Source organism: Geodermatophilus sp. SYSU D01105 (assembly GCF_054050095.1).
Map to the genome: position 1 here is coordinate 14,905 of NZ_JBJGYR010000016.1, position 22,520 is coordinate 37,424.

The window sequence follows — 22,520 nt, forward strand, 5'->3', positions numbered from 1 at the left end:
CGAGGGAGATCCCCCATGCCCAGCCAAGTCGTCACCGTCGGTTCCCGCGTCGGCCTGCACGCCCGGCCGGCGGCGCTCATCGCCGAGGCCGTCGGCAAGGCCGGGGTCCCGGTCACGCTGGCCACCGCGGGCGGCCACCCGGTGGACGCCGGGTCACCGCTGATGATCATGACGCTCGGCGCGAAGCAGGGCATGGAGGTCGTCGTCTCCAGTGACGACCCGGCCGTGCTCGAGCAGATCGCCGGCCTGGTCGCCCAGGACCTCGACGCCGAGTGACGGAAGGCCCCGCCGGGGGCCACCACGGACGACGGCGCCCGTCCCCTGCAGAAGGGGGCGGGCGCCGTCTCGTCCTCGGCCTCGCTGCCCCACCCCGAGCGTGCGAGGGGTGGGGCAGCGAGGGCCGCTCAGGCCTGGTCGGGGCGGGAGACGTCCCCGCGCCAGGCGCCGGTCTCGGTGCCCCGACTCTCGATGAACTCCTTGAACCGCTTGGCGTCGGCCTTCACCTGGCGGTCGTCGAAGCCGAGCGCCGCGCCGGCCTTCTCGACCAGGCCCGTGGGCTCCCAGTCGATCTGGATCATGACGCGGGTCTTGGTGTCGTCGAGCCGGTGGAAGGTGACCACACCGGCGTGCTTGGCCTCGCCGCCGGTGCTGGTCCAGGCCACCCGCTCCTCGGGGTGCTGCTCGGTGATCTCGGCGTCGAACTCCCGCTTGACGCCGTCGATGTTGGTGACCCAGTGGGTGTGCGTGTCATCGAGCTGGGTGATCCGCTCCACCCCGCCCATGAACTGCGGGAAGGACTCGAACTGGGTCCACTGGTCGTAGGCGACCCGGATCGGGACGTCGACGTCGATGGATTCCTGCACGCTGGCCACTGCCTGCTCCTCTGCTCGGGTGGTCGGTCGTGCACGACGTACCCCTGCGAGCCGGACCGAACACGTCCGTAACGCCGGGGTCGGTGCCCGCCGCCGGGCCGGGCCGGCGGCGGGCGGGTCGTCTAGAACGCCAGGGCGGTGCCGGGGTCGGACAGCAGGGCCCCGACGTCGGCGAGGAACCGGCTGCCCAGCTCCCCGTCGATGATGCGGTGGTCGAACGACAGGGCCAGCTGGGTCACCTGCCGCGGCCGCACCTTGCCCTTGTGCACCCACGGCATCTCGCGGACGGCGCCGAACGCCAGGATCGCCGACTCGCCGGGGTTGAGGATCGGCGTCCCGGTGTCGACGCCGAACACCCCGACGTTGGTGATCGTGATCGTGCCGCCGGTCATGTCCGCCGGGGCGGTGCGGCCGGCCCGCGCGGTCTCGGTCAGCTCGGCCAGCGCCGCGGCCAGCTCGGTCAGCGACAGGCGGCCGGCGTCCTTGATGTTCGGGACGACGAGCCCGCGCGGGGTCGCCGCGGCGATCCCGAGGTTGACCTGGCCGTGGACGACGATCTCCTGCGCCGCCTCGTCCCAGGAGCTGTTGACCATGGGGTGCCGGCGCGCCGCCAGCAGCAGCGCCTTGGCGACGAACAGCAGCGGGCTGACCTTGACCCCGGCGAACTCGGGCCGCGCCGCCAGCCGCGTGCGCAGCTTCATCACCCGGGTGACGTCGACGGTGAGGAACTCGGTCACGTGCGGCGCGGTGAAGGCGCTGGCCACCATCGCCGCGGCGGTGTGCTTGCGCACCCCCTTGACCGGGATCCGCTGGGTCTCCCCCGCCGGGAGCGCGACGACCGGGGCGGGCGCGGCCGCGGCGTCCGGAGCCGGTGCACGGCCGGCGGCGGCCTCGACGTCCGCACGGGTGATGACCCCGCCGGCGCCGCTGCCGGTCAGCGCGGTCAGGTCGACCCCGAGGTCCTTGGCGAGCTTGCGCACCGGCGGCTTGGCCAGCGGCCGCAGCCGCCCGCGCCCGGGGGCGGCCACGAGCGCGGTCGCCGCCTCCTCGGCCGCGGCGTGCGCCTCGGCGGCCCGGCCGACCTCCAGCCCGCCGTGCCGCACCGGCTTGGTCCGGGCGTCGGGGGCGGTGGTGAGCAGCGGCGTCCCGCGGGAGTCCTCGTCGGCGGACCCGGCCAGCGGCGCCGGCGCCGGGTGGGGGTGGACGGCGCGGCGCGGCCGCCGGCGGGCCTCGGTGGTGCGCGGGCCGTAGCCGACGAGCACCGCGGTGCGCCCGCCGGGCGCCTCGCCGCCGATCAGGCCCGCGGCGGGCTGCTCTGCGGTGCCGTCGCCCGCCGGGGCCGGCGCGGCGTCCCCACCGGTGTCGATGGTGATGATCGGCGTGCCGACGTCGACCGTCGTCCCGGCCTCGTGCAGCAGCTCGGTCACCGTGCCGGCGTACGGGGAGGGCAGCTCGACGGCGGCCTTGGCCGTCTCCACCTCGCACAGCGGTTGGTTGACCGTCACCGTGTCGCCGACGGCGACCAGCCACTGCAGGATCTCGCCCTCGGTGAGGCCCTCGCCGACGTCGGGCAGCCTGAACTGTCGCAGCGACATGGCCTCAGAACCCCATCGCGCGGTCGACGCCGTCGAGCACCCGGTCGAGGTCGGGGAGGTACTCCTCCTCGAGCTTCGACGGCGGGTACGGCGTGTCGTAGCCCCCGACCCGCAGCACCGGCGCCTCCAGCGAGTGGAAGCAGGTCTCGGTCACCCGGGCGGCGATCTCCGCACCGAGGCCGAGGGTCACCGGGGCCTCCTGGACGACGACGCAGCGGCCGGTGCGGCGCACCGAGTCGAACACCGGGTCCAGGTCGAGGGGGCTCAGCGTGCGGAGGTCGACCACCTCGAGGGAGCGGCCCTCCTCCGCCGCCGCCTCGGCCGCCTGCAGCGCCGTCTTCACCATCGGGCCGTAGGCGCACACGGTGACGTCGTCCCCGCCCCGCACCACCCGGGAGGCGAACAGCGGACCGGGCGTCGCGTCGGTGTCGACCTCGGCCTTCTCCCAGTACCGGCGCTTGGGTTCGAGGAAGACGATCGGGTCGGGGTGGGCGATCGCCTGCTGGATGGCCCAGTAGGCGTCGACCGGGTTGCTGACGGCGACCACCTTGAGGCCAGGGGTGTGCGCGAAGTAGGCCTCGGGACTCTCGCTGTGGTGCTCGACCGCGCCGATGCCCCCGCCGAACGGGATGCGGATGACGATCGGCATGGTCAGCTTCCCGCGGGAGCGGGCGTGGATCTTGGCGACCTGCGTGACGATCTGGTTGTAGGCGGGGAAGACGAACCCGTCGAACTGGATCTCGCAGACCGGCCGGTAGCCGCGCATCGCCAGGCCGACGGCGGTGCCGAGGATGCCCGCCTCCGCCAGCGGGGTGTCGACGACGCGGTCCTCGCCGAAGTCCTTCTGCAGGCCGTCGGTGATGCGGAAGACGCCGCCGAGCCGGCCGATGTCCTCACCCATGAGCACGACCTTGGCGTCGTCCTCCATCGCCTTGCGCAGGCCCAGGTTGAGCGCCTTGCCGATGGTGAGGGTCTGCGCGGCCATCAGTGCTCGCCCCCCTCGAAGGACGCCTGGTACGCCTCGAACTCCGCCTGCTGCGCGGCCAGGGGCGGCGTCTGCTCGGCGTAGACGGCGTCGAACATCGCCGTCCCCGGGGGGTCGGGCATCTCGACGGTGCCCTTCCGGATCCGCGTGGCCAGCTCGTCGGCCTCGGCCTCGACGGCCGCGAAGAAGTCGTGGTCGGCGACTCCGCTCCGGGAGAGGTACGCCTTCAGCCGGGCGATGGGGTCGCGCAGCTTCCACTCCTCCAGCTCGCTGGCCAGCCGGTAGCGCGTCGGGTCGTCGGAGGTGGTGTGCGCGCCCATGCGGTAGGTGAACGCCTCGATGAACGTCGGCCCCTGCCCGTCGCGGGCGGCGGCGAGCGCCGCGCGGGTCACCGCCAGGACGGCGAGGACGTCGTTGCCGTCGACCCGCACCCCCGGGAAGCCGAAGCCGGCGGCCCGCTGGTAGAGCGGCACCCGCGACTGGCGCTCGAGCGGGACGCTGATCGCGTACTGGTTGTTCTGGCAGAAGAAGACGACCGGCGCGGAGAAGCTGGCCGCCCAGATCATCGCCTCGTTGACCTCGCCCTGGCTGGTCGCGCCGTCGCCGAGGAAGGCCAGCGCGGCCGACTCGGCGCCGTCGCGCTGCAGGCCCATCGCGTAGCCGGTGGCGTGCAGGCACTGCGCCCCGATGACGACGGTGTAGAGGTTGAACCGGGTCTCGACCGGGTCCCAGCCGCCGTTGTCGACGCCGCGGAACAGGCTGATGACGTGCAGCGGGTCGACCCCGCGCGTCCACGCCACGCCGTGCTCGCGGTAGGTCGGGAAGGCCATGTCGTCGGGGTGCAGCGCGCGGCCGGCGCCGATCTGGGCGGCCTCCTGGCCCAGCAGCGAGGCCCAGATGCCCAGCTCGCCCTGGCGCTGCAGGGCGGTGGCCTCGACGTCCCACCGGCGGACCAGGACCAGGTCGCGGTACAGGCCGCGGAGCTCCTCGTCGCTGACGTCGACCGAGTACTCGGGGTGCTCGACCCGCTCGCCCTCGGGGGTCAGCAGCTGCACGAGGTCCGGCTGCTGGGGCAGGTGCGGGGCCCCGGCCCCGGGTACGGGGTCGACCACCTCGGTGGTCGCGCTCGACACGCTCACGGGCATCTCCTCGCCGTCGGCCGCAGCGGCCGGGGTCGCCGGCGCTGGCGGTGCTGGACGTCTCGCGGCGCCGGGGTGTGGCGCCACTCACACATCGTGGCACGACCGGGCCTCCCGTGGAGCAGACACCCCTCGCGCGATCTGCGCAAGATCCCGTCGCGGTCCTGCGCACGATGCCCGGTACTAGGACGTCCTCGCATGTCAGACTGAGCAACGTGCCGGCCCTCGACGCCACCGACGCCCGCCTGCTCCGGGCCCTCACCGAGGACCCGCGCGCGAGCGCCACGGCGCTGTCGCAGCAGCTCGGTCTGGCGCGCAACACCGTGCAGGCCCGGCTGGCCCGGCTGGAGGCCAGCGACGCCCTGGCGCCGTTCGACGCGCGGGTGCGGCCGGAGGCGCTCGGTTACCGGCTCGGGGCCTACGTCACCGTGCAGGTCGTGCAGCGCAGCCTGGCCGACGTGGGCGAGGCGCTGGCCCAGATCCCCGAGGTGCTCGAGGTGACGGCGCTCTCCGGCGTCGCCGACCTGCTGGTGCGGGTCGTCGCCACCGACGCCGACCACCTGTGGCGGATCACCGAGCACGTGCTGACGATCCCCGGCGTGCAGCGGACCGACACCGCCCTCGCCCTGCGCCGACTGGTGGACCACCGGTTGACCCCGCTGCTCGACCGCGCTGCCGGGACGGACTGACCCGCTGCTCGACCGCGCTGCCGGGACGTACCGACCCAGCCTCCGGCGCCGGCCGTCCGCGTCTCCCTCAGCCCGGTCGGCGGATGCGCACGGGGCCGCGGGCGGTCGCGACGTCCACGACCTCGCCGGACTGGGTGACCTCGGCACGGCCGGCGACCGCGAGTCGCCCGGCTGCGGCCCGCGCTTCCGGCATGAGGGCGCGCCACTCCGCGGGGGCGACCGCACGCGCGGCCTCCGAGGGACAGATCGACGTGCCGGCCCGCCGGGCATCGAGGAGCTCCTCGATGGCCCGCTCCAGCCGCACGCCGACGTCGTCCACGGCTCCAGCCTGCGGACGGTGCCGCGTCGCCGCCACTGGTCGCGGACGAGGTGCCCGCGAGATGCTCGCGCCGTGCGCCGGACGACGACCTGCCTGCTCAGGACCGTGGTACGACGGGCAGCGCGGTGACCGATCCCCGCGCCCACCGGCTGGCCGTGCTCGCCGCGATCGAGGCCGTCCTCGCCGAGCCGGCCCGGTTCGTGCAGGTGTTGGCGGACGCGGAGGACGACGCGGCCGCGGTCGACGGTCTGCGGGCCGCGTTCGGGCTGACACCGGACGGCGCCGCCGCCGTCCTGGACCAGCAGTTCCGCCTGCTCACCCGCGAGCGCCGGGCCCGGCTCGCCGGCGAGGTCGCGGTGCTCCGGGCCGAGTGGGGAGGGCCCCTGGAGGCGCTGCTGCGCTTCGACGGGACCCGGTCCGCCGTCCTCGAGCTCGAGGGCACCGGACGCGCCTTCCGTGCCCACAGCACCAACGGCGTCCTGGACGAGGTACGGGTGTTCCTCTCCGGCGAGGTCGCCCGGCCCCGGCTGCGGCCGGTCGTCGTCCGGGTGGAGGGGGCGGCCGCCGGGCCGGGCCGCATGGTCGTCGACCCGGGCGGCACCACCCGGTACGAGGGGTACCCCGAGGACGCTCCGGGGTAGGCGGCGGGGCCCGCGCCCCGACCAGAGGAGTCCCGTGTCCCCCGACGACCGCGCCCTGCTCCAGGACCTGCTCGCCGCCTACGGGCCCGGAGGCCAGGAGGACGACGTCCGCGAGGTCTGCCGGGCAGCACTGGCCCCGCTGGTCGACGAGCTGTCCGTGGACCCCGCCGGGAACCTCGTCGCCCTCCTGCGGGGCGCGGGTGAGCCGGACGCGCCGGTGGTGCGGGTGATGGCCCACCTGGACGAGCTCTCCATGATCGTCAAGCGGGTGGAACCGGACGGCACCCTGCGGCTGTCCCAGCTCGGCACGATGTACCCAGGCAACTTCGGGCTCGGCCCCCTGACCGTCCTCGGCGACGAAGAGCAGTTCACCGCGGTCCTGCTGCTCGGCTCCGAGCACACCACCCAGGAGACCAGCCAGGTCTGGCGCACCAAGCCCGACGGCGGCGACCAGGCCATGCAGTGGAGCGACGTCTACGTCTTCACCGGCCGCGGCGTCGAGGAGCTCGAGGCCGCCGGCGTCCACCCGGGCACGCGCGTCTGCGTGCACGCGAGCCGGCGGACCCTGGTCCAGTTCGGCGACTACGTCGGCTCCTACTTCCTCGACGACCGCGCCGCCCTCGCCGCGCTCGTCGGCGCCGCCCGGCTGCTGCACGAGCAGGGCCGGCGCCCTCCGGCGGACGTCTACCTGGTCTGCACGGTCGGGGAGGAGATGGGCGGCATCGGCGCCACCTACGCCAGCCGGACCCTGCCCGGGGACGTCACGCTCGCCCTCGACGTCGGGCCGGTCGAGGCCGAGTACCAGGTGCCGGCCGACTCCGGCCCGGTCGTCGCCTACGCCGACGACGCCGTCGTCTACGACAAGGCCCTCTCCGACCACCTGCTGGCGCTCGGGCGCGAGCTGGGGCTCGGCGCGCGGGCCGCCGTCTGGGAGTCCTTCGACTCCGACGCCTCGCAGGCGCGCGCCAGCGGCCAGACCGCGCGGGCGGCACTGCTGTCGCTGCCGACGCTGAGCACCCACGGCTACGAGGTCCAGCACCGCGAGACCGTCGGGCGGTGCGCCCGGCTGGTGGCCGAGTTCCTCTGCCGGCCGGTCCCACGCGTGTGAGCAGCGCAACGGGGTAGGGCGCGGCCATGGCGAAGCGCACCCCGGTGGGGACGATCGGCAAGGGACGGCGCGGGATCAGCGTGCCCGGCTGGGCGCTGCGCGGCGCCGCGGCAGGAGCGGCGGCCAGCACCGCGCTCAACGCCGTCACGTACCTGGACATGGCCGTCCGGGGCCGCGGCACCAGCTCCACCCCGGAGCAGACCGTGGAGGAGCTGGCCGCGAAGGCGCACGTGCCGATCCCCGGCGAGGGCGAGACCCGCGACAACCGGGTGCAGGGGCTCGGGCCGCTCACCGGGCTGGTGGCAGGCGTCGGTGTCGGCGTCGTCGTCGGGCTGGTGCGGGCCGCCGGCTTCCGGTCCCAGCCCCTGGTCGGCACGCTGCTCACCACGGCCGGGATCCTGGTCGCGGCCAACGGCCCGATGACCGCGCTCGGCATCACCGACCCGCGCAGCTGGTCGGCGACCGACTGGGTCAGCGACCTGGTCCCGCACCTGGTCTACGGCGCGGTGGTGAAGACGACGATGGACGCCTTCGACCGGCCCTGACCCGTGCGGCTCAGTGTCGCCAGCCCTCCTCGTCGACCCCGCCGGGCACCGGGGCCTCGGGGTCGTAGGGCGTGCGGGTGAAGACGAAGGTGCCCAGGTCGAGGTGGTCCGGGGCGATCCGCAGCGGCTCCCCGGCGTAGTAGCCGTCCAGCCCGAGCCAGGTGCCGTCGTCCCGGCGGGCGAAGCGGCTCGCGCGCCCCGCCCGGCCCGGCAGCGGCCCCAGGTGCAGCAGCCCGCCGTGGAGCGCCCGGAGCACGTGCGGCGACGGACCCCAGAACCAGATGCCGAGGTGCTCCAGCGGGACGGGGGACGGCGCGGGGGTCCACGGCTCGACGATCCGCGGCTCGGCGGCCCGCAGGTCGGCCAGCAGCCCGAACACCACCGGCTCGGGACCGCTCGTGGCGTTGGCCAGGGACACCGCCCCGGTCCGCTCGTCGCGGTCGACGAACACGCCGGCGAGGAAGCCCGGCATCGACCCGCCGTGCCCGACGAGGGTGCGCCCGTCGACGCGCATCACCTGCAGGCCCAGCCCGTAGGCCGACCACCCCGGCACCGAGGAGTCCACCCCGCCGGGGATCGTCATCTCCTCCAGCGTCGCCGGGTCCAGCACGTCGCCGGTGTCGCCCAGCAGGAAGACGGCGAACCGGGCGAGGTCGGCCAGGGTCGCCCAGAGCTGACCCGCGGCGGCCATCACGCCCGCGTCGTGCTCCGGTTCGGGCAGGACGACGTCGGCCCACGGGTGCACGGCGTGGCCCTCCGCGGCCGGGGCGACCGGACGCGGCGTCGTCCGGGTCATGCCGAGCGGGGCCAGCACCTCGTCGCGGACGACGTCCCCCCACGCGCGTCCGCGCTGCCGGGCCACCAACTCGCCGAGCAGGCCGAAGCCGAGGTTGGAGTAGTGGAACCGGCGGGCGGCCCCCAGGACCACGTGCTCGTCGTCCAGGCCCAGGTCCTCGAGCGACCCGCCCGGCGTCCGCTCCCACCAGCCGCCCGGGCTCTCCGCCGCCGCGCCGCCGAGGTGGGCCAGCAGCTGGCCGACGGTGCGGTCGCCCATCGGCGTCCCGGGCACGTGCCGGTCGAGCGGGTCGTCGAGGTCCAGCCGGCCCTCGTCGCGCAGCCGCAGCACGGCGACCGCGGTGACCGTCTTGCTGATCGAGCCCAGCCGGTACTGCACGTCCGTGTGCGGCTCCGGGACGTCTCCTCGCCCGGCCGACCACACCAGGCCGTCCTCGCGCACGACGCCGGCGACCAGGCTGGGGGCTCGGCCCTCACGCTGTGCCCGGGCGGTGCGGGCGAGCAGGGTGCGGGCGGTGGAGGGCAGGACGGGCTCGGACACGCCCGCGACCGTAGCGAGCGGCCCCGGGCGGTCAGGAGGCCGGCGCGGGGTCCGGTAGCGGCAGCCGCTCGGTCCGGGTGGCCCAGCGGTCGAACCACAGGGTGGCCAGCGGGGGCACCGAGGCCGCCAGGGCGAGCCCGGTGGTGACCAGGTTCCACCGCAGCACCCGGCCGGCGAGCAGGGCGACCAGCACGTAGACGACGAAGATCCCGCCGTGGATCGGGCCGAAGATCTGCACGCCGCGCTCGGAGGTGGCGAGCACGTACTTCACGAACATGCCGAACAGCAGGCCCACCCAGGAGCAGGCCTCGGCGAGGGCGACGGCACGGAAGGCGAGGACGACGGCACGGGGGTTCATCGCGCCCCATCCTCCCCGATCCCGCGGCCGAGGTGGGCACTGCCCCGGGAGGAGAGCTCGTACCCGACCGGCAGGCTCCGGGTGACGCCGACCGGTCGCAGGCGGGGCCGGTCCCACCGGCGGAACGCCAGGGTGACCGCCCCGGCCATGATCCCGGCGGCGGTGGCCGGTGGGATGAGCACGGACGGGTGCTGGCAGGGTCGGGGGCCGTGCGGGGGCTGGCGCGGCGGGAGTTCTGCCTCGTGCTGCTGCGCCGCATGGCCGACCTGCGCCCCGACCTGGTCGCCGAGGCGCTCCCCCGCGTCGGCGCCACGCGGGCGGAGGCCCACGCCGCGCACACCCGGTGGCAGGCGCTGCAGCACTCGCCCCGCGCGCCTCGGGGACTGGCCCTGCGCACCGCCGTCCTCGGCCCCCCGGAGGAACTGGAGGACCGCCGGTTCGGCGACCTGGACCTGCAGGTCCGCCGCTGGCCGCTGCCGCTGTGGCCGCACCTGTGCTGGGAGGTGCTCTCCGGCCCCGGCGGCTCCGTGCTCGAGGAGCACCTGGTCCGCGCGCCGGGCTCGCCGGTGCCGCGCGCCACGGCCGGCCGGTTGCGGGTGTGGGAGCACGTCCTGGACGACGTGGTGGGCCTGCCCGGAGCGCGCAGCGTGGACCCCGGGGTGGTCACCCGCTGGGAGGTCCACCTGCCCGGGGACGTCCGGGCGCGCTTCGTCTGGGGGCTGCTGCAGCAGGTCAGCCGGCCGGCGCCGCGCTGACCGCGGCCTCCGACGCCGGTGCGGTCAGCGGCCCGGACAGCACGCTACCCAGCACCGCGGCGACGACCAGGACGGCGGCCAGGCGCGGTGACCCCACCGCCAGCAGCGCGGCGCCCGCCGCCCCGAAGACGGCCACCTTGGTGAGGACGGCGAGCACGGCGAGGTGCACCACGGCCTGCGGCGCGGCGAACAGCCCCCACAGGACCGCCGCGACGAGGGGGACGCCGAGGGCGAGGAGCCACCGCGCCGTCGCCGTCCCGCCGGAGGTCCACCCCCAGTAGCCGAGGGCGGCCAGCGCGCCCAGCTCGGTGGCGAACGCGACGCCCGCCCAGCTCCACTGCCACGCCTGGACCATCTCGCACCCTTCCTGAGATCACCGCTCCGTATAGAGAGCAGTGTTCACCAACCGGGCCGGACGGTCAAGACACGACGGAGCCCCCGGACGCGCATGGCGTCCGGGGGCTCCGGCTGGCCCCGTCCCGAGGCTCGCCGCGAGCCTGCGAGCGGTGAGGCGGACGGGGGTCCTCTCTCAGCTGGCGATGCGGTTGAACTTCGGGGTGGCGCCCATGGCGTCGACGCTGGCGACCTTGACCACGTCGCCGGAGGTCGGCGCGTGCACCATCTGGCCGTTGCCGAGGTAGATGCCGATGTGGCTGACCGGGCTGTAGAAGGCGACCAGGTCGCCGGGGCGGGCCTCGGAGCGGGAGACCTGCTGGCCCGTCGAGGACTGCATCCGGCTGGAGTGCGGCAGGCTGATGCCCGCGGCCTGGAACGCGTACTGGACCAGCCCGGAGCAGTCGAAGGAGCCGGGGCCCGAGGCGGCCCAGACGTAGGGCTTGCCGCGCTGGGCCATGGCCCGGTCGATGACCGCCTGGAGCGCGCCGCTCCCGGCGACGACGGGAGCCGACCCGGAGGACGGCGCCTCGCGCTCGCCGCGGCTGGCCCGCTCCCCGCCGCCGTGGGCGGTGGCCGCGGCCGCCAGGGCGGCGCGCCGCTCGTCGGCGCTCAGCCGCGCGTAGTCGGCCTGGTACGCGGCGATCTGCGCCTGCAGGTCGGCCTGCTGCTCGGCGACGGCGTCGTACTGCTGCTGCGTCTCCGCGGCGATCCGGTCGGCCTCGGCCTGGGCCGCCGCGGCGGCCTCGCCGGCGGCGACGGCCTGCCCGAGCAGGTCGTTCTGGTGACCGGCGACGGTCTCGAGGAGCGTCACCCGGTTCACGAACTCGTCGGCCGAACCGCTGGTCATCAGCGCCTGCAGCGACCCCATGCTCTCGCCGGTGAAGGCGCTCCGGGCGATGCCGCTCACGTGCTCCCGCGCGGCCGTCACCACGGCCTGCGCCTCGGCGACCTGCGCCGCCGCGGCCTGGGCGGCGGCCTGCTGGGCGGCGAGCGCCTCCCGCGCCTCGTTGAACTGCTCGGTGACGACCTCGAGGTCGTGCCCCCGGGCGGCGACGAGGGCCGCGGCCTCCTGGGCCGTGGCCGGCTCCTCCGCCCCGGCAGAGGTCGGGATGAAGGCGACGCCGAGGGCGGCGGCGAGGACGAGCGCAGCGCGGCGGGCGGCGCGGTGGGACGCCATGGTCTGGCGACTCTCCGTTCTTCCACGAGCCGCCTACCGGGTTAGCTGACGGGTTCGAGCGGGAAGGCGCCCGGCACGCCCGGCGCGGAGCCGTGCGTGCTTCACCCCAGTGCTGCGGTGGGTCCCCGGCCCGGCTCCCCCGGGGAGGAGGGAGCCGGCTCGACGGCGCCCGCGGGGTGTCACCCATTGCGGTGACGGAGCGCCCCGGCGGACACACACACCGTAAGGGCCGTGACGCTGCCGTGACAATTACCCAGATGTGATTTCGTGGACTCTCACCTCGACCCCGAGCGGTCGCCGAGACCCCTGGGACGGCCGGGGCGCGTGGGGTTTGCCGACGGTCCCCGGCGAGCACGTGCAGCCCATGGATCTCAAGCGCCCCCTGGTCGTGCTCGCCCTCGTCGGGGCGCTCGCCGGGTGCAGCAGCACCAACAACTCCAACACCGACCTCGACCGCAACGAGCAGGACTGCGGCACGGCCGAGCAGGCCCCGGGACAGGGCTGCGAGGAGAGCGAGGACGCCCCCACGCAGGGCGGCTGAGGACCCCGCACCCGCTACCGTCCGCCGGGTGAGCGCACGCAGCAGGTACGACGCCGTCGTCGTGGGGGCCGGCCACAACGGGCTGGTCGCCGCCGCCTACCTGGCCCGCGCCGGCTGGTCGGTGCTCGTCCTCGAGCGGCTGGAGCACGTCGGTGGGGCCGCGGTCAGCCAGCAGGTGTTCCCCGGGGTCGACGTCCGGCTCTCGGCGTACTCGTACCTGGTCAGCCTGCTGCCCGACCGCGTCGTCGCCGACCTGGGGCTGGAGGTGACCCTCGCCGACCGGGCGGTGGCCTCCTACACCGCGGTGCCCGGGTCGGCCGGGCTGCTGGTCGAGCGGGACGAGGGGCCGGCCACCGCCGCGTCCTTCCGGGACCTCACCGGCTCGGACGACGAGCTGGCCGGCTGGCGGCGCTTCTACGGCCGGCTGGCCGGCCTCGCCGAGGACCTCGCCCCGACGCTCACCGAGCCGCTGCTCTCCCCTGCCGACCTCGCCGGGCGGCTGCGCGACCCGCAGCTGTGGCACGACCTGCTCGAGCGCCCGCTGGCCGACGTGGTGGCCGACGACCTCGACCACGACGTCGTCCGCGGGGTGGCCCTCACCGACGGGCTGATCGGCACCTTCGCCGACGTGCACGCCGCCGACGGACTGGCCGGCCGCTGCTTCCTGTACCACCTGGTCGGCAACGGCACCGGCCGGTGGCGGGTGCCGGTCGGCGGGATGGGCGCGGTCACCGGTGCCATGGCGGCCGCGGCGCGGGGCGCCGGCGCGGAGCTGCTGACCCGGGCGACGGTCACGGCCCTGGACCCGCGGCCGGACGGCGTCACCGTGCACTGGACCGACGACGAGGGCACCGAGCGGGCCGCCGACGCGGGCGCGGTCGTCTGCGGCGCCGCACCGGCCGTGCTCGACCGGCTGTTCGGCGTCCCGGCACGGACGACGCCGGACGGCGCCCAGCTCAAGGTGAACATGGTGCTGGCGCGGCTGCCCCGGCTGCGGTCGGGCGTGGACCCGGCCGTCGCCTTCTCCGGGACCTTCCACGTCGACGAGACCGCCGCGCAGCTCGACGCCGCGCACGCCCAGGCCGCCGCCGGCCGGCTGCCCGACGTGATCCCGTTCGAGGTCTACTGCCACTCGCTGTCCGACCCGTCGATCCTCGGGCCGGCGGAGCGGGCGGCCGGCCACCAGACGCTCACGCTGTTCGGCCTGCACACCCCGGCGGCGCTGTTCCGGGAGGACCCGGTGGGTACGCGGCGGGAGGCGGTGCGCCGCGTGGTCGCCCAGCTCGACGCCCACCTGGAGGAGCCGCTGCTGGACTGCCTGGCCCGGGACGCGACCGGGGAGCCCTGCCTGCAGGCGGCCTCACCCCTGGACGTCGAGGCGTCCCTGGCGATGCCGGGCGGGCACATCTTCCACGGCGACCTGTCCTGGCCGGTCGCCGCGACGCCCGCGGAGGTGGGCACCTGGGGCGTGGCGACGGCGCACCCGCGGGTGGTGGCGGCCTCCTCCGGCGGAACGGTGCGGGGCGGTGCCGTCAGCGGCCTGGGCGGCTACGCCGCGGCCCGCTCACTGCTGGACCGGCGCTGACCGAGGACCCCCGGAGGACCCCCGGAACCGCTCCGTCCGGCGGGATCGGTCCCGACCTGGTGGCATGACCCGGTGGACCTGCGGCGGGAGACCAGGGACCTGATCCGCGGCGCGGCGCGCCGGCTGCAGGGTCGGGACCTCGCGCTGATCGCCGCCGGGCTGACGTTCTACGCCGGCATCGCGGTGGTGCCGCTGCTGCTGGTGGCCTTCTCGCTGACCGCCCTGCTCACCTCGCCGGACACGGTCACCGACCTCACCGGGCGACTGGCCGGTCTGCTGCCGGCACAGCTGGGCGCGCCGGAGGCCCTCCAGGCACTCGCCCGGGCCGGCGTGGGCATGAGCCTGCTGGAGTTCGTGCTCGCGCTCCTCCCGCTCTCCTTCTACGGCGAGGGCCTGCGGCGGGCGCTGCTCCGGTTCACCCCGCGCCGGGACACGCTGACCGGCTGGCGCGGCCGGCTGCTGGCGCTGCCGCTGGTGGTCGCCACCCCGCTGCTGCTGTACCCGCTGCTGGTGGCGGCCTCGGCGATGGTCGGGCTGACCGAGCGGGGCGCCCGGCTGGGCAGCCTGGCGGTCGGTTACTACTCGGTGCTGGCCGCGCTCACCGTGCCGTTGTTGTGGGGGTTCGGCGTGATCGCCGCCGGCCGGCTGCGGTGGCCGGCCCTCGTGTCCGGCGCGCTGTTCACCGCCGCCTGCCTGTCGGGCTTCCTGCAGGGCTTCGTGCTCTTCCTGTCCCTCCCGCTGGCCCTCGGGGCGCCGTTCGGCGGGCTGACCGTGGTCGGCGCGGTGGTGGCCATCAGCCTGTGGCTGTTCCTGCTCCACCTGGTGCTCATCGGCGGTTGGCTGCTGACCCAGTCCCTCGACGAGCGGATCCGCCGCGGTCAGCCCTCGTCGTCCTCGAAGTCCTCGCCGGAGTCGAAGTCCTCGCCGGAGCCGAAGTCCTCGTCGGAGCCCCCACCGCCCTCGTCGGAGTCGCCGCTGCGGTCCTCATCCCCGGAGTCGCCTCCGGCGGAGTCCTCCGGCGCCGGCTCGGGTGCCGGCTCGGCCTCCTCCTCCGCCGGTGGCGGTCCGGTCGGCTCCTCCGGGGCGGGCGGGTCCTCCGCCTCGCGGGCCGGCGGCTCGTCGGGCTCCGACCGGCGTGGGGGAGCCGGCTCCACGTAGTCGGCGCCATTGCTCACCAGGATCGAGACGAGCTGGCCCGGCACGGCCCGGCCGCCGCGCGGCGGGCTGGTGCCCAGCAGCGTGCCGGCCCCGCGGGAGCTGTCCACCCGCACGGTCGTGTGCTGGAACCCGGCGTCGGCCAGGGCCGCCTGGCAGGCCCGGACCGACGAGCAGCCGGGCACCGGGCGGGTGTTGCCGTTCTGCACGACCTCGTCGGCCGGCGGGAACTGCCCGCTCCCCCGAGCCTCCAGGATCGGCGCCATGGCATCGCGCCAGACCGTGGCGGCCTTCCCGCCGCCGAAGCCGCCGACGTTCTGCTTCGTCTTGGGGTTGAGCACCATGACGCTGGCGGTGATCTCGGGGGTGTAGCCCACGAAGGCGATCGAGTCGTTGTCCTGGGACGTACCGGTCTTGCCGGCGATCTGGTGGCCGGGGACGTGCGCGCGGGCGCCGGTCTGGCCCGGGTTCCCGGGTGCGACGTCCTTGACCAGCATCTGGTTGAGCGTGGTGGCCACGCCGGGCGGGATCGCCTCGGGGGTGCACCGGTCACCCACGGCGAGCGGCTCGCCGTCGGCGCCGAGGGCCGGCTGCCCGTGCTGGTCGAGGACGGCGGTGACCGGGACGACGTCGCACTGCGTGCCGCTGGCGGCCAGGGTGGAGTAGGCGCTGGCCAGCGCCAGCGGGCTGGTCGCCTCGGCGCCGAAGGTGAACGAGCCGCGGTTCTCGTCGATGATCTGCTGCGGCAGCGCCGGGTCGCTGAACTGGAACAGGCCCATCCGCTCGGCCATGCGCACCGGTTCCTCGACGCTGCCCAGGGCGTCCTCCAGGGCGAGGAAGTAGGTGTTGGAGGACTGGTACAGCGCGGTGGTGAGGTCCAGCGTCGACCGGTAGCGGCCGGCGTTCTGGACGTCGTAACGGCCGGTGCCGTCCCGGTAGACCCGGGAGACGTAGGGGTCGGACGTGGACAGCGTGTAGTAGCTGGAGTAGCCGCGGGCCAGCGCCGCAGCGGCGGTGAACACCTTGTACGTCGACCCGGACCCCTTGCTGGGTGCGACGTTGAGGTTGAACGACTCCTGGGCCGGGTCCTCCTTGTCGTACCCGAACACCCGGTTGACGCTCATCGCCAGCAGGTGCCCCGTGCCCGGCTCGACGGCGGTGAACATGGCCGCCAGCGAGTCGCCCATGGGCAGGGTCTCGACGACGGCCGCGTCGCCGGCCCGCTGCAGGTCGACGTCCAGCGTGGTCTGGATGACGTAGCCGTCGTTGTCCAGCTGCTCCTGGGTGAGCCCCAGCTCCTGGATCAGGTACCGCTGGACGAAGTCGCAGACGAACGCGCCGACGACGGCCTCGACGCAGCCGCGGCGGGGCGCCGGGCCCGGGGCCAGCCCCAGCGGCGCGGCCTGGGCCGCCGTGCCCTCGGCCGGGGTGACGTAGCCCTGCTCGACCATCCGGGAGAGGACCTCGTTGCGCCGCTCGGTGGCCGCCTCGGGGTTGGTGAACGGGTCGTCGGCGGCCGGGCTCTGCGCCAGCCCGGCGAGCAGCGCCGCCTGGGGCAGGGTCAGCGCGGCGGCGTCCACGCCGAAGAACGCGCGGGCGGCGGGCTGCACGCCGTAGGCGTTCTGCCCGAAGTACACGATGTTCAGGTAGCGGGCGAGGATCTCGTCCTTGGAGTAGGCGTCCTCGAGGGCCAGCGCCAGCCGGGCCTCGCGCAGCTTGCGGCCCACCGTCTGCTCCGTGGCCGCGCTGCGCTCCTCCGGCGTCCGGGCGGTCTGCAGCAGGGTCTGCTTGACCAGCTGCTGGGTGAGCGTCGAGCCACCCTCCTGCACCCCGCCGGCGGCGATGTTGGTGAGCAGCGCCCGCAGCGTGCCCTGGACGTCGAGGCCGTGGTGGTCGTGGAAGCGGGCGTCCTCGATGGCCACCATCGCCTGCTTCATGACCTCGGCGATCTGGTCGCCCGCCACCGGCGCGCGGTTCTCCTCGTAGAAGTACGTGATCGGCTCGCCGTTGGCGGCCAGCAGCACCGTGTTGCCGGCCGGGGGGTCGATGCCCAGCTCGGTGGGGAGGTCGCCCAGCAGGCTGGTCGACTGCTGGGCGGCCAGGGCCGGCCCGCCGACCCACGGGAAGAGGACCGCCGCGACGAGGGCCCCGGCCGCGACGACCGTGGCGGCCAGCTTGAGCAGCGTCCTGACCCGTGCATCCGTGCGCAGGTCCATGGGCCCCCTTCCGTGACGGGGCTCACTGGAACAGGAAACGTGACCGTCCACAACCACCCGCGCCGCGCACGCCCGGCCTGTACGCCCCTCCGTGACCGGGTGTTCACCCCGCGAGGAGGTCGGGCAGGTCCCCGCGGTGCAGGACCACCAGCGTGCTCACCGCCCGGGTGAGGACGACGTAGAGCCGGTGCAGCCCGCGCGGCTCGGCGGCGGCGATCGCGGCGGGGTCCACGACGACGACCGCGTCGAACTCCAGCCCCTTGGCCAGCGACGCCGGGACGACGGTCAGGCGGCCCGCCTCTCCGTCGTCGGTGAGCACGGGTGCCCGGAGCCCGGCCGCGGCCAGCGCGGCGGCCACCTCGGCGGCGGAGGCGTCGGTGCAGACGACGCCGACCGAGCCCGGCTGCGCGGTGAGGTCGGCGACGACGTCGGCCAGGACCCCGTCGGGCTGGATGCGCAGCGCCCCGGCGCCCCGGCGCACCGCGGTCGCCGGGGCCAGGCCGGGCGCGATCGCCGGCAGCAGCCGGTTGGCGTAGTCGAGCACCTCCCCCGGCACGCGGTAGCCGCGGGTCAGCGGGCGGACGACGGTGTCGGGGCGGCCCAGCGCGGCCAGCGTCCGGCTCCAGTCGGTCGCCGACCAGGGACTGGTCGCCTGGGCCAGGTCGCCCAGCACCGTGAGCGAGCCGGCCGCCAGCCGGCGGGCCACGGCGCGGCACTGCATCGGCGAGAGGTCCTGGGCCTCGTCGACCACCACGTGCCCGTAGCCGGGGGTGCGCTCCAGCGAGCCGGCGACCTCGTCGACGAGCACCGCGTCGGCCGCGGTCCACGGCGCCGAGCGCAGGGGTCCGGCCGGGCGCAGCAGCAGGGCCTGCTCGTCGTCGGAGAGCACGCCCCGCGCCGCCCGCCCCAGGCGTGCCGGGTCGGTGAGCAGGCCGTGCACGAACCCGGCGGGGTCCTGGGCGGGCCAGGTGGCGTCGCAGAACGCCCGGACCTCGGGGCTGCGCGCCGCGCGCCGCGTCTCGGCGTCGGTCGGGCTGCCCCCGCCGGCCTCGGCCTGCCTGCGGGCGTCCTCGGCGAGGCTCATCGCCAGCCGATCCCGCCCGGCGGCGTGGTGCAGCCGCTGCTGGTCGTCGCCGGCACGGCCGCGCCGGCGCAGGTCGTCGACGGAGCGCTTGAGCCGCTCGACCGGCACCCGGTACCGGCGCCCGCACAGCGGCACGAGCACGTCCTCGGCGGGCTTGGCGATCGACCCCCACAGCGCCCGGTCCAGCACCTCGGCCATGCGCGCGTCGCCCTTGAGGACGGCGACCGGGGGCGGGTCGACCGCGCGGACCGGCACCCGCGCGGTGAGGTCGGCCACCGTGGTCTGCTCGACGTCGACCTCCCCGAGGGTGGGCAGCACCTGCTCGATGTACCGCAGGAAGGCGCGGTTGGGGCCGACGACGAGGACGCCGGTGCGGGTCAGCTGCCCGCCGTGGGTGTAGAGCAGGTAGGCGGCCCGGTGCAGGCCCACCGCCGTCTTGCCGGTGCCCGGCGCGCCCTGGACGCAGATCGACTCCGCCAGCGGCGCGCGCACGATCGCGTCCTGGTCGGGTTCGATGGTGGCCACGATGTCGCGCATCGGGCCGCTGCGCGGGCGCTCGATCTCCGCCCGCAGCACCCGGCTGTCGGCCTGCTCGCCGGCACCGAGCAGCTCGTCCTCGTAGCCGGTGAGCTCGCCGCCGGAGAAGCCGAACCGGCGACGGCGCACCAGGCCCTGCGGATCGGCGGCGCCGGCCTGGTAGAACAGCCGGCTCATCGGCGCCCGCCAGTCGATGACCACCGGCGTCCCGTCCGCGTCGCGGACGTGCCGGCGGCCGATGTGGAAGGTCTCGATGCCCTCCCCCGCCCGCCCGTCGGTGCGGCCGAAGAAGGCCGGTACGCCCGGGTCGTCGGCCAGCGCCCGCAGCCGCTCGGCGCGGGCCGCGCCCAGCCGCTCGGAGGCCCAGGCGTCGACCCCGGCGTCCACGACGGCGGTGGCCGCCGCGCGCATCCGGGTCAGGCAGTCGGCCGCGTGCGCCAGGTGGGCGCGCTCGGCGAGGAGGACGGGATCGGGGGCGGTGGTCGTCGCGCTCGTTGCGGAGGACACGGTCGGGAGACGTTACGCGCGGCGGGAACCGGGGAGGAAGGGGTCGTGCCCGAGACGATGCTCGCCGGACGGTTGGACGTGCGCACCCGTGACTTCGCGGTGAAGGAGGTGCCCCGGCCGGTGCCCGGGCCCGGGGAGGTGCTGATCCGGGTCGCGGCGGCGGGGATCTGCCTGTCCGACGTCCACCTCGTCGAGGGGCAGCTGTCCCCGCTGTTCCTGGCCGGCGACGAGGTCACCCTCGGCCACGAGGTGGCCGGCACCGTCGCCGAGCTCGGTCCCGGTGTGGCGGGCTGGGCCGAGGGGCGGCGGGTGCTCCTGCAGGCCGGGGAGCGCAGGAACGGGGTCGTGCACACCCGCGGCGTCGACTACGACGGCGGCTGGGCGGAGTACGCCCTGGCGACCGCGGAGACGCTGGTCGCCGTCCCGGACGGGCTGCCGCTGGAGCAGGCGTGCATCGTGCCCGACGCCGTCTCGACGCCGTGGGCCTCGATCGTGAGCACCGCCGGGGTGCGGGCGGCCCAGCCGGTCGGGGTGTGGGGCATCGGCGGCCTGGGCGCCCACGCCGTCCAGCTGCTGCGGCTGGCCGGGGCGGCGCCGATCGTCGCCGTCGACCCGGTGCCGGAGGCGCGCGAGCGCGCGCTGGCCTTCGGTGCCGACCTGGCGCTGGACCCGGGCGAGGACGTCGGCGCCGCGATCCGCGAGGCGACCGCCGGCGCGGGGCTGGCCGTCGCGTTCGACTTCGCCGGCGTGGCGGCGGTGCGCGAGCAGGCGGTCCGCACCCTGGCCGCCGGCGGGTCGCTGGTCCTCGTGGGCCTGACCGACCAGCCGCTGACCATCCGCAACGGCACGCAGTTCAGCTACTTCGGACAGCGCGTCCTCGGGCACTACGGCTCCGAGCCGGAGCACGTCGTCGAGCTGGTGTCGCTGGTGCGGCACGGCCGCCTGGACCTGTCCCGGTCGGTCTCCGGGACGCTGCCCCTGACCGAGGCCGCCCGCGGGATCGAGCGGCTGGCGCACAAGGAGGGCAACCCGATCCGGCTGGTCCTCCAGCCCTGACCTGGCCGGAGCTCCGGCGTGAGCACGACGCGGGAGACGCATCGTCAGTCCACGTGTCCGACACTGCGCCGCCGGTCAGGCCGAGCGGTCGCCGGGCTCCACGAGGTGCACGGCGACGGCCCGGAACTGCTCGGGGGTCGCCAGCAGCGCTGCCTTCGTCGGCTCCCCCACCTCCAGCGGCGGCACCCGGCGCTCCGCGGCCAGCGCCCCCAGCCGGGGGTCGGCCAGGACGGCGTCGACCAGCCCGCGGTCGCCCCCGGTGAACAGCCCCTCCACCTCGCCGGCGTGCGGGAGGAGGACCCGGACGGCGGTGTCGGCGGCGGCCGCGACGACGGCGTCGGTCTGGTTCGCCCGCCGGCGGGCGAACCGCTGCTGGCTCCACCCGCCGGCAGCGGTCCGCCCCTGGACCAGCCGGGTGTCGACCTTGGAGACGAGCAGCTCGGCGCCGTCGAAGACGCCGACCGCCCAGCGCCCGCGCCGGACCAGCAGCACCGCGGCCCGGTGCGGCTGCCGGGCCGCGGCGGTGAACGCGCTGAGCAGCGCCGGACCGGGCCGCCAGGGGAACGGGGCGCGCAGGACGACCGTCGTCGTGTCCGCGCAGGTGATCCGCAGCGCGCCCTCGTCGAGCTCGACCGCGCCCAAGGCCCCGTGCCGGGCGGCCACGCCGTCGAGCCAGCGGCCCAGCCGCTCCGGCGACACGCGGAGCAGGCGGCCGCCGCCGGCCGCGGGGCGGGAACGGGTCACCGGGGCGGGCGGGACGGCGGCACAGCGGGGGCGGCGGCGTGGCAGGGACCCACGGCGCGGATCGTAGGACGTCCGGCGGGCACCCCCCGGCTTGTCCCGCCGTCCCCTCGGGCGGCAGGGTCACCGGCGTGCCCCTGCCACTGCCACCGGTCCCCGCCCGCATCGTCTGCGCCCCCATGGCCGGAGGGCCGTCCACCCCGGCGCTGGCCACGGCGGTGGGCGAGGCCGGCGGGCTGGGCTTCCTCGCTGCCGGCTACCGCACGCCGGAGCAGGTCGCCGCGGAGGTGGCCGAGGTCCGTGCCCGCACCGGGGCGCCGTTCGGCGTCAACGTCTTCGCCCCGGTGCCCGAGCGGCCGGAGGAGGCCGCCCGCCTGCCCGGCTACGCCGACCGCATCGCCGCCCGTGCCGCCCGCCTGGGCGCCACCCCAGGCGTCCCGGCGCGCTCCGACGACGGGTTCGCCGCGAAGGTGGAGCTGCTGCGGGAGCTGCGGCCGGCCGTCGTGTCCGTCGCCTTCGGGCTGCCGCCCGCGGACGCGCTCGACGCCCTGCACGACGCGGGGCTGCCGGTGTGGGTCACGGTCACCTCGCCGGAGGACGCGGCCACCGCGACGGCGGCCGGCGCCGACGCGCTCGTCGTCCAGGGGTGGGAGGCCGGCGGGCACCGCGGTGGGCTGTCGGACGAGGAACCCGCGCAGCTGGGCCTGCTGCCGCTGCTGGCCCTCGTCCGGCGGGTGTCCCCGCTGCCGCTGGTCGCCGCCGGGGGCATCGCCGACGGGGCCGGGGTGGCCGCGGTGCTGGCCGGCGGGGCGTCGCTGGCCCAGCTCGGCACCGCGTTCCTGCCCACGCCCGAGGCGGGCACCGCAGCGGTGCACGTGACGGCGCTCGCCGAGGGGCGGCCCACGACGGTCACCCGGGCGTTCACCGGCCGCCGGGCGCGGGCGCTGGTCAACGACGCGGTCCGGGAGCTCGGGGACTCCGCACCGGCTGCCTATCCGGAGGTGCACCTGCTCACCGCCCCGGTCCGGGCCGCGGCACGGGCCGCCGGCGTGGTCGAGGAGCTGCACCTGTGGGCCGGTCAGTCGGCCGCGCTGGCGCGGGCGGAGCCGGCCGGTGAGCTCGTCCGCCGGCTCGCCGCCGAGGCCCGGGCGGCGCTGGACGGGGCGGTGCGGCCGGGGTGAGC

23 protein-coding genes, 1 pseudogene and 1 riboswitch are annotated in these 22,520 nt (G+C 76.1%); of the genes and pseudogenes, 11 read left to right on the forward strand and 13 right to left on the reverse strand.

Going from position 1 to position 22,520, the window contains the following annotated elements:
• Positions 1–15: 15 nt before the first annotated feature.
• A complete protein-coding gene (locus ACI79I_RS15855) occupies positions 16–276 on the forward strand; it encodes an HPr family phosphocarrier protein (RefSeq protein ID WP_456993277.1) in 261 nt (86 codons plus the stop codon).
• A 128-nt stretch (positions 277–404) separates the two neighbouring features.
• Here the strand turns inward: ACI79I_RS15855 and ACI79I_RS15860 are convergent, their stop codons facing one another.
• The 4 genes from ACI79I_RS15860 to pdhA form a co-directional block, all read right to left on the reverse strand.
• Complete coding sequence (locus ACI79I_RS15860; RefSeq protein WP_456993278.1) at positions 405–872, reverse strand: SRPBCC family protein; 468 nt, start codon at positions 870–872, stop codon at positions 405–407.
• Between the two features lie 122 nt (positions 873–994).
• Positions 995–2,467, reverse strand: coding sequence for a dihydrolipoamide acetyltransferase family protein (locus ACI79I_RS15865; RefSeq protein ID WP_456993279.1), 1,473 nt, complete (start codon positions 2,465–2,467; stop codon positions 995–997).
• A 4-nt stretch (positions 2,468–2,471) separates the two neighbouring features.
• Complete coding sequence (locus tag ACI79I_RS15870) at positions 2,472–3,452, reverse strand: alpha-ketoacid dehydrogenase subunit beta (protein ID WP_456993280.1); 981 nt, start codon at positions 3,450–3,452, stop codon at positions 2,472–2,474.
• Positions 3,452–4,591 (reverse strand): pyruvate dehydrogenase (acetyl-transferring) E1 component subunit alpha, encoded by a 1,140-nt coding sequence (gene pdhA, locus ACI79I_RS15875; protein WP_456993281.1) that lies wholly within the window; start codon positions 4,589–4,591, stop codon positions 3,452–3,454. Before pdhA ends, ACI79I_RS15870 begins: the two co-directional genes overlap by 1 nt.
• A gap of 215 nt (positions 4,592–4,806) precedes the next feature.
• On the opposite strand from pdhA, the gene ACI79I_RS15880 reads away from it, so the two are divergent.
• A complete protein-coding gene (locus ACI79I_RS15880) occupies positions 4,807–5,280 on the forward strand; it encodes an Lrp/AsnC family transcriptional regulator (protein WP_456993282.1) in 474 nt (157 codons plus the stop codon).
• 67 nt (positions 5,281–5,347) lie between these two features.
• Here the strand turns inward: ACI79I_RS15880 and ACI79I_RS15885 are convergent, their stop codons facing one another.
• Entirely contained in the window at positions 5,348–5,599 is a 252-nt protein-coding gene (locus ACI79I_RS15885) for a DUF3253 domain-containing protein (protein ID WP_456993283.1), read from the reverse strand.
• Between the two features lie 125 nt (positions 5,600–5,724).
• On the opposite strand from ACI79I_RS15885, the gene ACI79I_RS15890 reads away from it, so the two are divergent.
• From ACI79I_RS15890 to ACI79I_RS15900, 3 genes are read left to right on the forward strand one after another with little or no spacing between them, the layout of a single operon-like run.
• Positions 5,725–6,240 (forward strand): hypothetical protein, encoded by a 516-nt coding sequence (locus ACI79I_RS15890; RefSeq protein WP_456993284.1) that lies wholly within the window; start codon positions 5,725–5,727, stop codon positions 6,238–6,240.
• 34 nt (positions 6,241–6,274) lie between these two features.
• On the forward strand, positions 6,275–7,348 hold the full coding sequence (locus ACI79I_RS15895) for a M42 family metallopeptidase (RefSeq protein WP_456993285.1): 1,074 nt from the start codon (positions 6,275–6,277) through the stop codon (positions 7,346–7,348).
• Positions 7,349–7,374: 26 nt separating this feature from the next.
• Positions 7,375–7,893 (forward strand): hypothetical protein, encoded by a 519-nt coding sequence (locus ACI79I_RS15900; RefSeq protein ID WP_456993286.1) that lies wholly within the window; start codon positions 7,375–7,377, stop codon positions 7,891–7,893.
• A 10-nt stretch (positions 7,894–7,903) separates the two neighbouring features.
• Here the strand turns inward: ACI79I_RS15900 and ACI79I_RS15905 are convergent, their stop codons facing one another.
• Genes ACI79I_RS15905 through ACI79I_RS15915 form a run of 3 tightly spaced genes read right to left on the reverse strand, consistent with a single transcriptional unit; the run spans position 7,904 to position 9,769 of the window.
• Positions 7,904–9,229, reverse strand: coding sequence for a serine hydrolase domain-containing protein (locus tag ACI79I_RS15905; protein ID WP_456993287.1), 1,326 nt, complete (start codon positions 9,227–9,229; stop codon positions 7,904–7,906).
• Between the two features lie 31 nt (positions 9,230–9,260).
• Positions 9,261–9,587 carry a DUF3817 domain-containing protein gene (locus ACI79I_RS15910; protein ID WP_456993288.1) on the reverse strand — a complete coding sequence of 109 codons (327 nt, stop codon included), beginning with the start codon at positions 9,585–9,587 and terminating at the stop codon, positions 9,261–9,263.
• Positions 9,584–9,769, reverse strand: a complete 186-nt coding sequence (locus ACI79I_RS15915) for a hypothetical protein (RefSeq protein ID WP_456993289.1) — start codon at positions 9,767–9,769, stop codon at positions 9,584–9,586. Before ACI79I_RS15915 ends, ACI79I_RS15910 begins: the two co-directional genes overlap by 4 nt.
• Positions 9,770–9,796: 27 nt before the next feature.
• Between ACI79I_RS15915 and ACI79I_RS15920 the strand changes: the two genes are divergently transcribed.
• The gene (locus ACI79I_RS15920; protein ID WP_456993290.1) at positions 9,797–10,342 is read left to right on the forward strand and encodes a hypothetical protein; all 546 of its coding nucleotides are present in this window, start codon (positions 9,797–9,799) and stop codon (positions 10,340–10,342) included.
• Here ACI79I_RS15920 and ACI79I_RS15925 read toward each other — a convergent pair.
• Positions 10,320–10,697, reverse strand: coding sequence for a YrdB family protein (locus ACI79I_RS15925; RefSeq protein ID WP_456993291.1), 378 nt, complete (start codon positions 10,695–10,697; stop codon positions 10,320–10,322). The two genes, ACI79I_RS15920 and ACI79I_RS15925, sit on opposite strands and share 23 nt — an antisense overlap.
• Before the next feature lie 174 nt (positions 10,698–10,871).
• On the reverse strand, positions 10,872–11,915 hold the full coding sequence (locus ACI79I_RS15930) for a C40 family peptidase (protein ID WP_456993292.1): 1,044 nt from the start codon (positions 11,913–11,915) through the stop codon (positions 10,872–10,874).
• Between the two features lie 15 nt (positions 11,916–11,930).
• A riboswitch (cyclic di-AMP (ydaO/yuaA leader) is annotated at positions 11,931–12,075 on the reverse strand.
• Between the two features lie 204 nt (positions 12,076–12,279).
• On the opposite strand from ACI79I_RS15930, the gene ACI79I_RS15935 reads away from it, so the two are divergent.
• The 3 genes and pseudogenes from ACI79I_RS15935 to ACI79I_RS15945 all read left to right on the forward strand — a co-directional run.
• Complete coding sequence (locus tag ACI79I_RS15935; protein WP_456945775.1) at positions 12,280–12,456, forward strand: hypothetical protein; 177 nt, start codon at positions 12,280–12,282, stop codon at positions 12,454–12,456.
• A 28-nt stretch (positions 12,457–12,484) separates the two neighbouring features.
• Positions 12,485–14,041 carry a phytoene desaturase family protein gene (locus ACI79I_RS15940; protein WP_456993293.1) on the forward strand — a complete coding sequence of 519 codons (1,557 nt, stop codon included), beginning with the start codon at positions 12,485–12,487 and terminating at the stop codon, positions 14,039–14,041.
• Positions 14,042–14,113: 72 nt separating this feature from the next.
• Positions 14,114–14,896 (forward strand): annotated as a pseudogene (locus tag ACI79I_RS15945) (YhjD/YihY/BrkB family envelope integrity protein); the annotation flags it as partial.
• 23 nt (positions 14,897–14,919) lie between these two features.
• On the opposite strand, the gene ACI79I_RS15950 reads toward ACI79I_RS15945, so the two are convergent.
• Together ACI79I_RS15950 and ACI79I_RS15955 are read right to left on the reverse strand one after the other, a co-directional pair.
• Entirely contained in the window at positions 14,920–17,412 is a 2,493-nt protein-coding gene (locus tag ACI79I_RS15950) for a transglycosylase domain-containing protein (protein WP_456993294.1), read from the reverse strand.
• Between the two features lie 103 nt (positions 17,413–17,515).
• Positions 17,516–19,540 carry a HelD family protein gene (locus tag ACI79I_RS15955; RefSeq protein ID WP_456993295.1) on the reverse strand — a complete coding sequence of 675 codons (2,025 nt, stop codon included), beginning with the start codon at positions 19,538–19,540 and terminating at the stop codon, positions 17,516–17,518.
• 45 nt (positions 19,541–19,585) lie between these two features.
• On the opposite strand from ACI79I_RS15955, the gene ACI79I_RS15960 reads away from it, so the two are divergent.
• Entirely contained in the window at positions 19,586–20,596 is a 1,011-nt protein-coding gene (locus ACI79I_RS15960) for a zinc-binding dehydrogenase (protein WP_456993296.1), read from the forward strand.
• Positions 20,597–20,671: 75 nt separating this feature from the next.
• On the opposite strand, the gene ACI79I_RS15965 is transcribed toward ACI79I_RS15960, so the two are convergent.
• Entirely contained in the window at positions 20,672–21,340 is a 669-nt protein-coding gene (locus tag ACI79I_RS15965) for an acVLRF1 family peptidyl-tRNA hydrolase (RefSeq protein ID WP_456993297.1), read from the reverse strand.
• Between the two features lie 128 nt (positions 21,341–21,468).
• On the opposite strand from ACI79I_RS15965, the gene ACI79I_RS15970 reads away from it, so the two are divergent.
• Positions 21,469–22,518 (forward strand): nitronate monooxygenase, encoded by a 1,050-nt coding sequence (locus ACI79I_RS15970; protein ID WP_456993298.1) that lies wholly within the window; start codon positions 21,469–21,471, stop codon positions 22,516–22,518.
• The last annotated feature ends 2 nt before the right edge of the window (positions 22,519–22,520 follow it).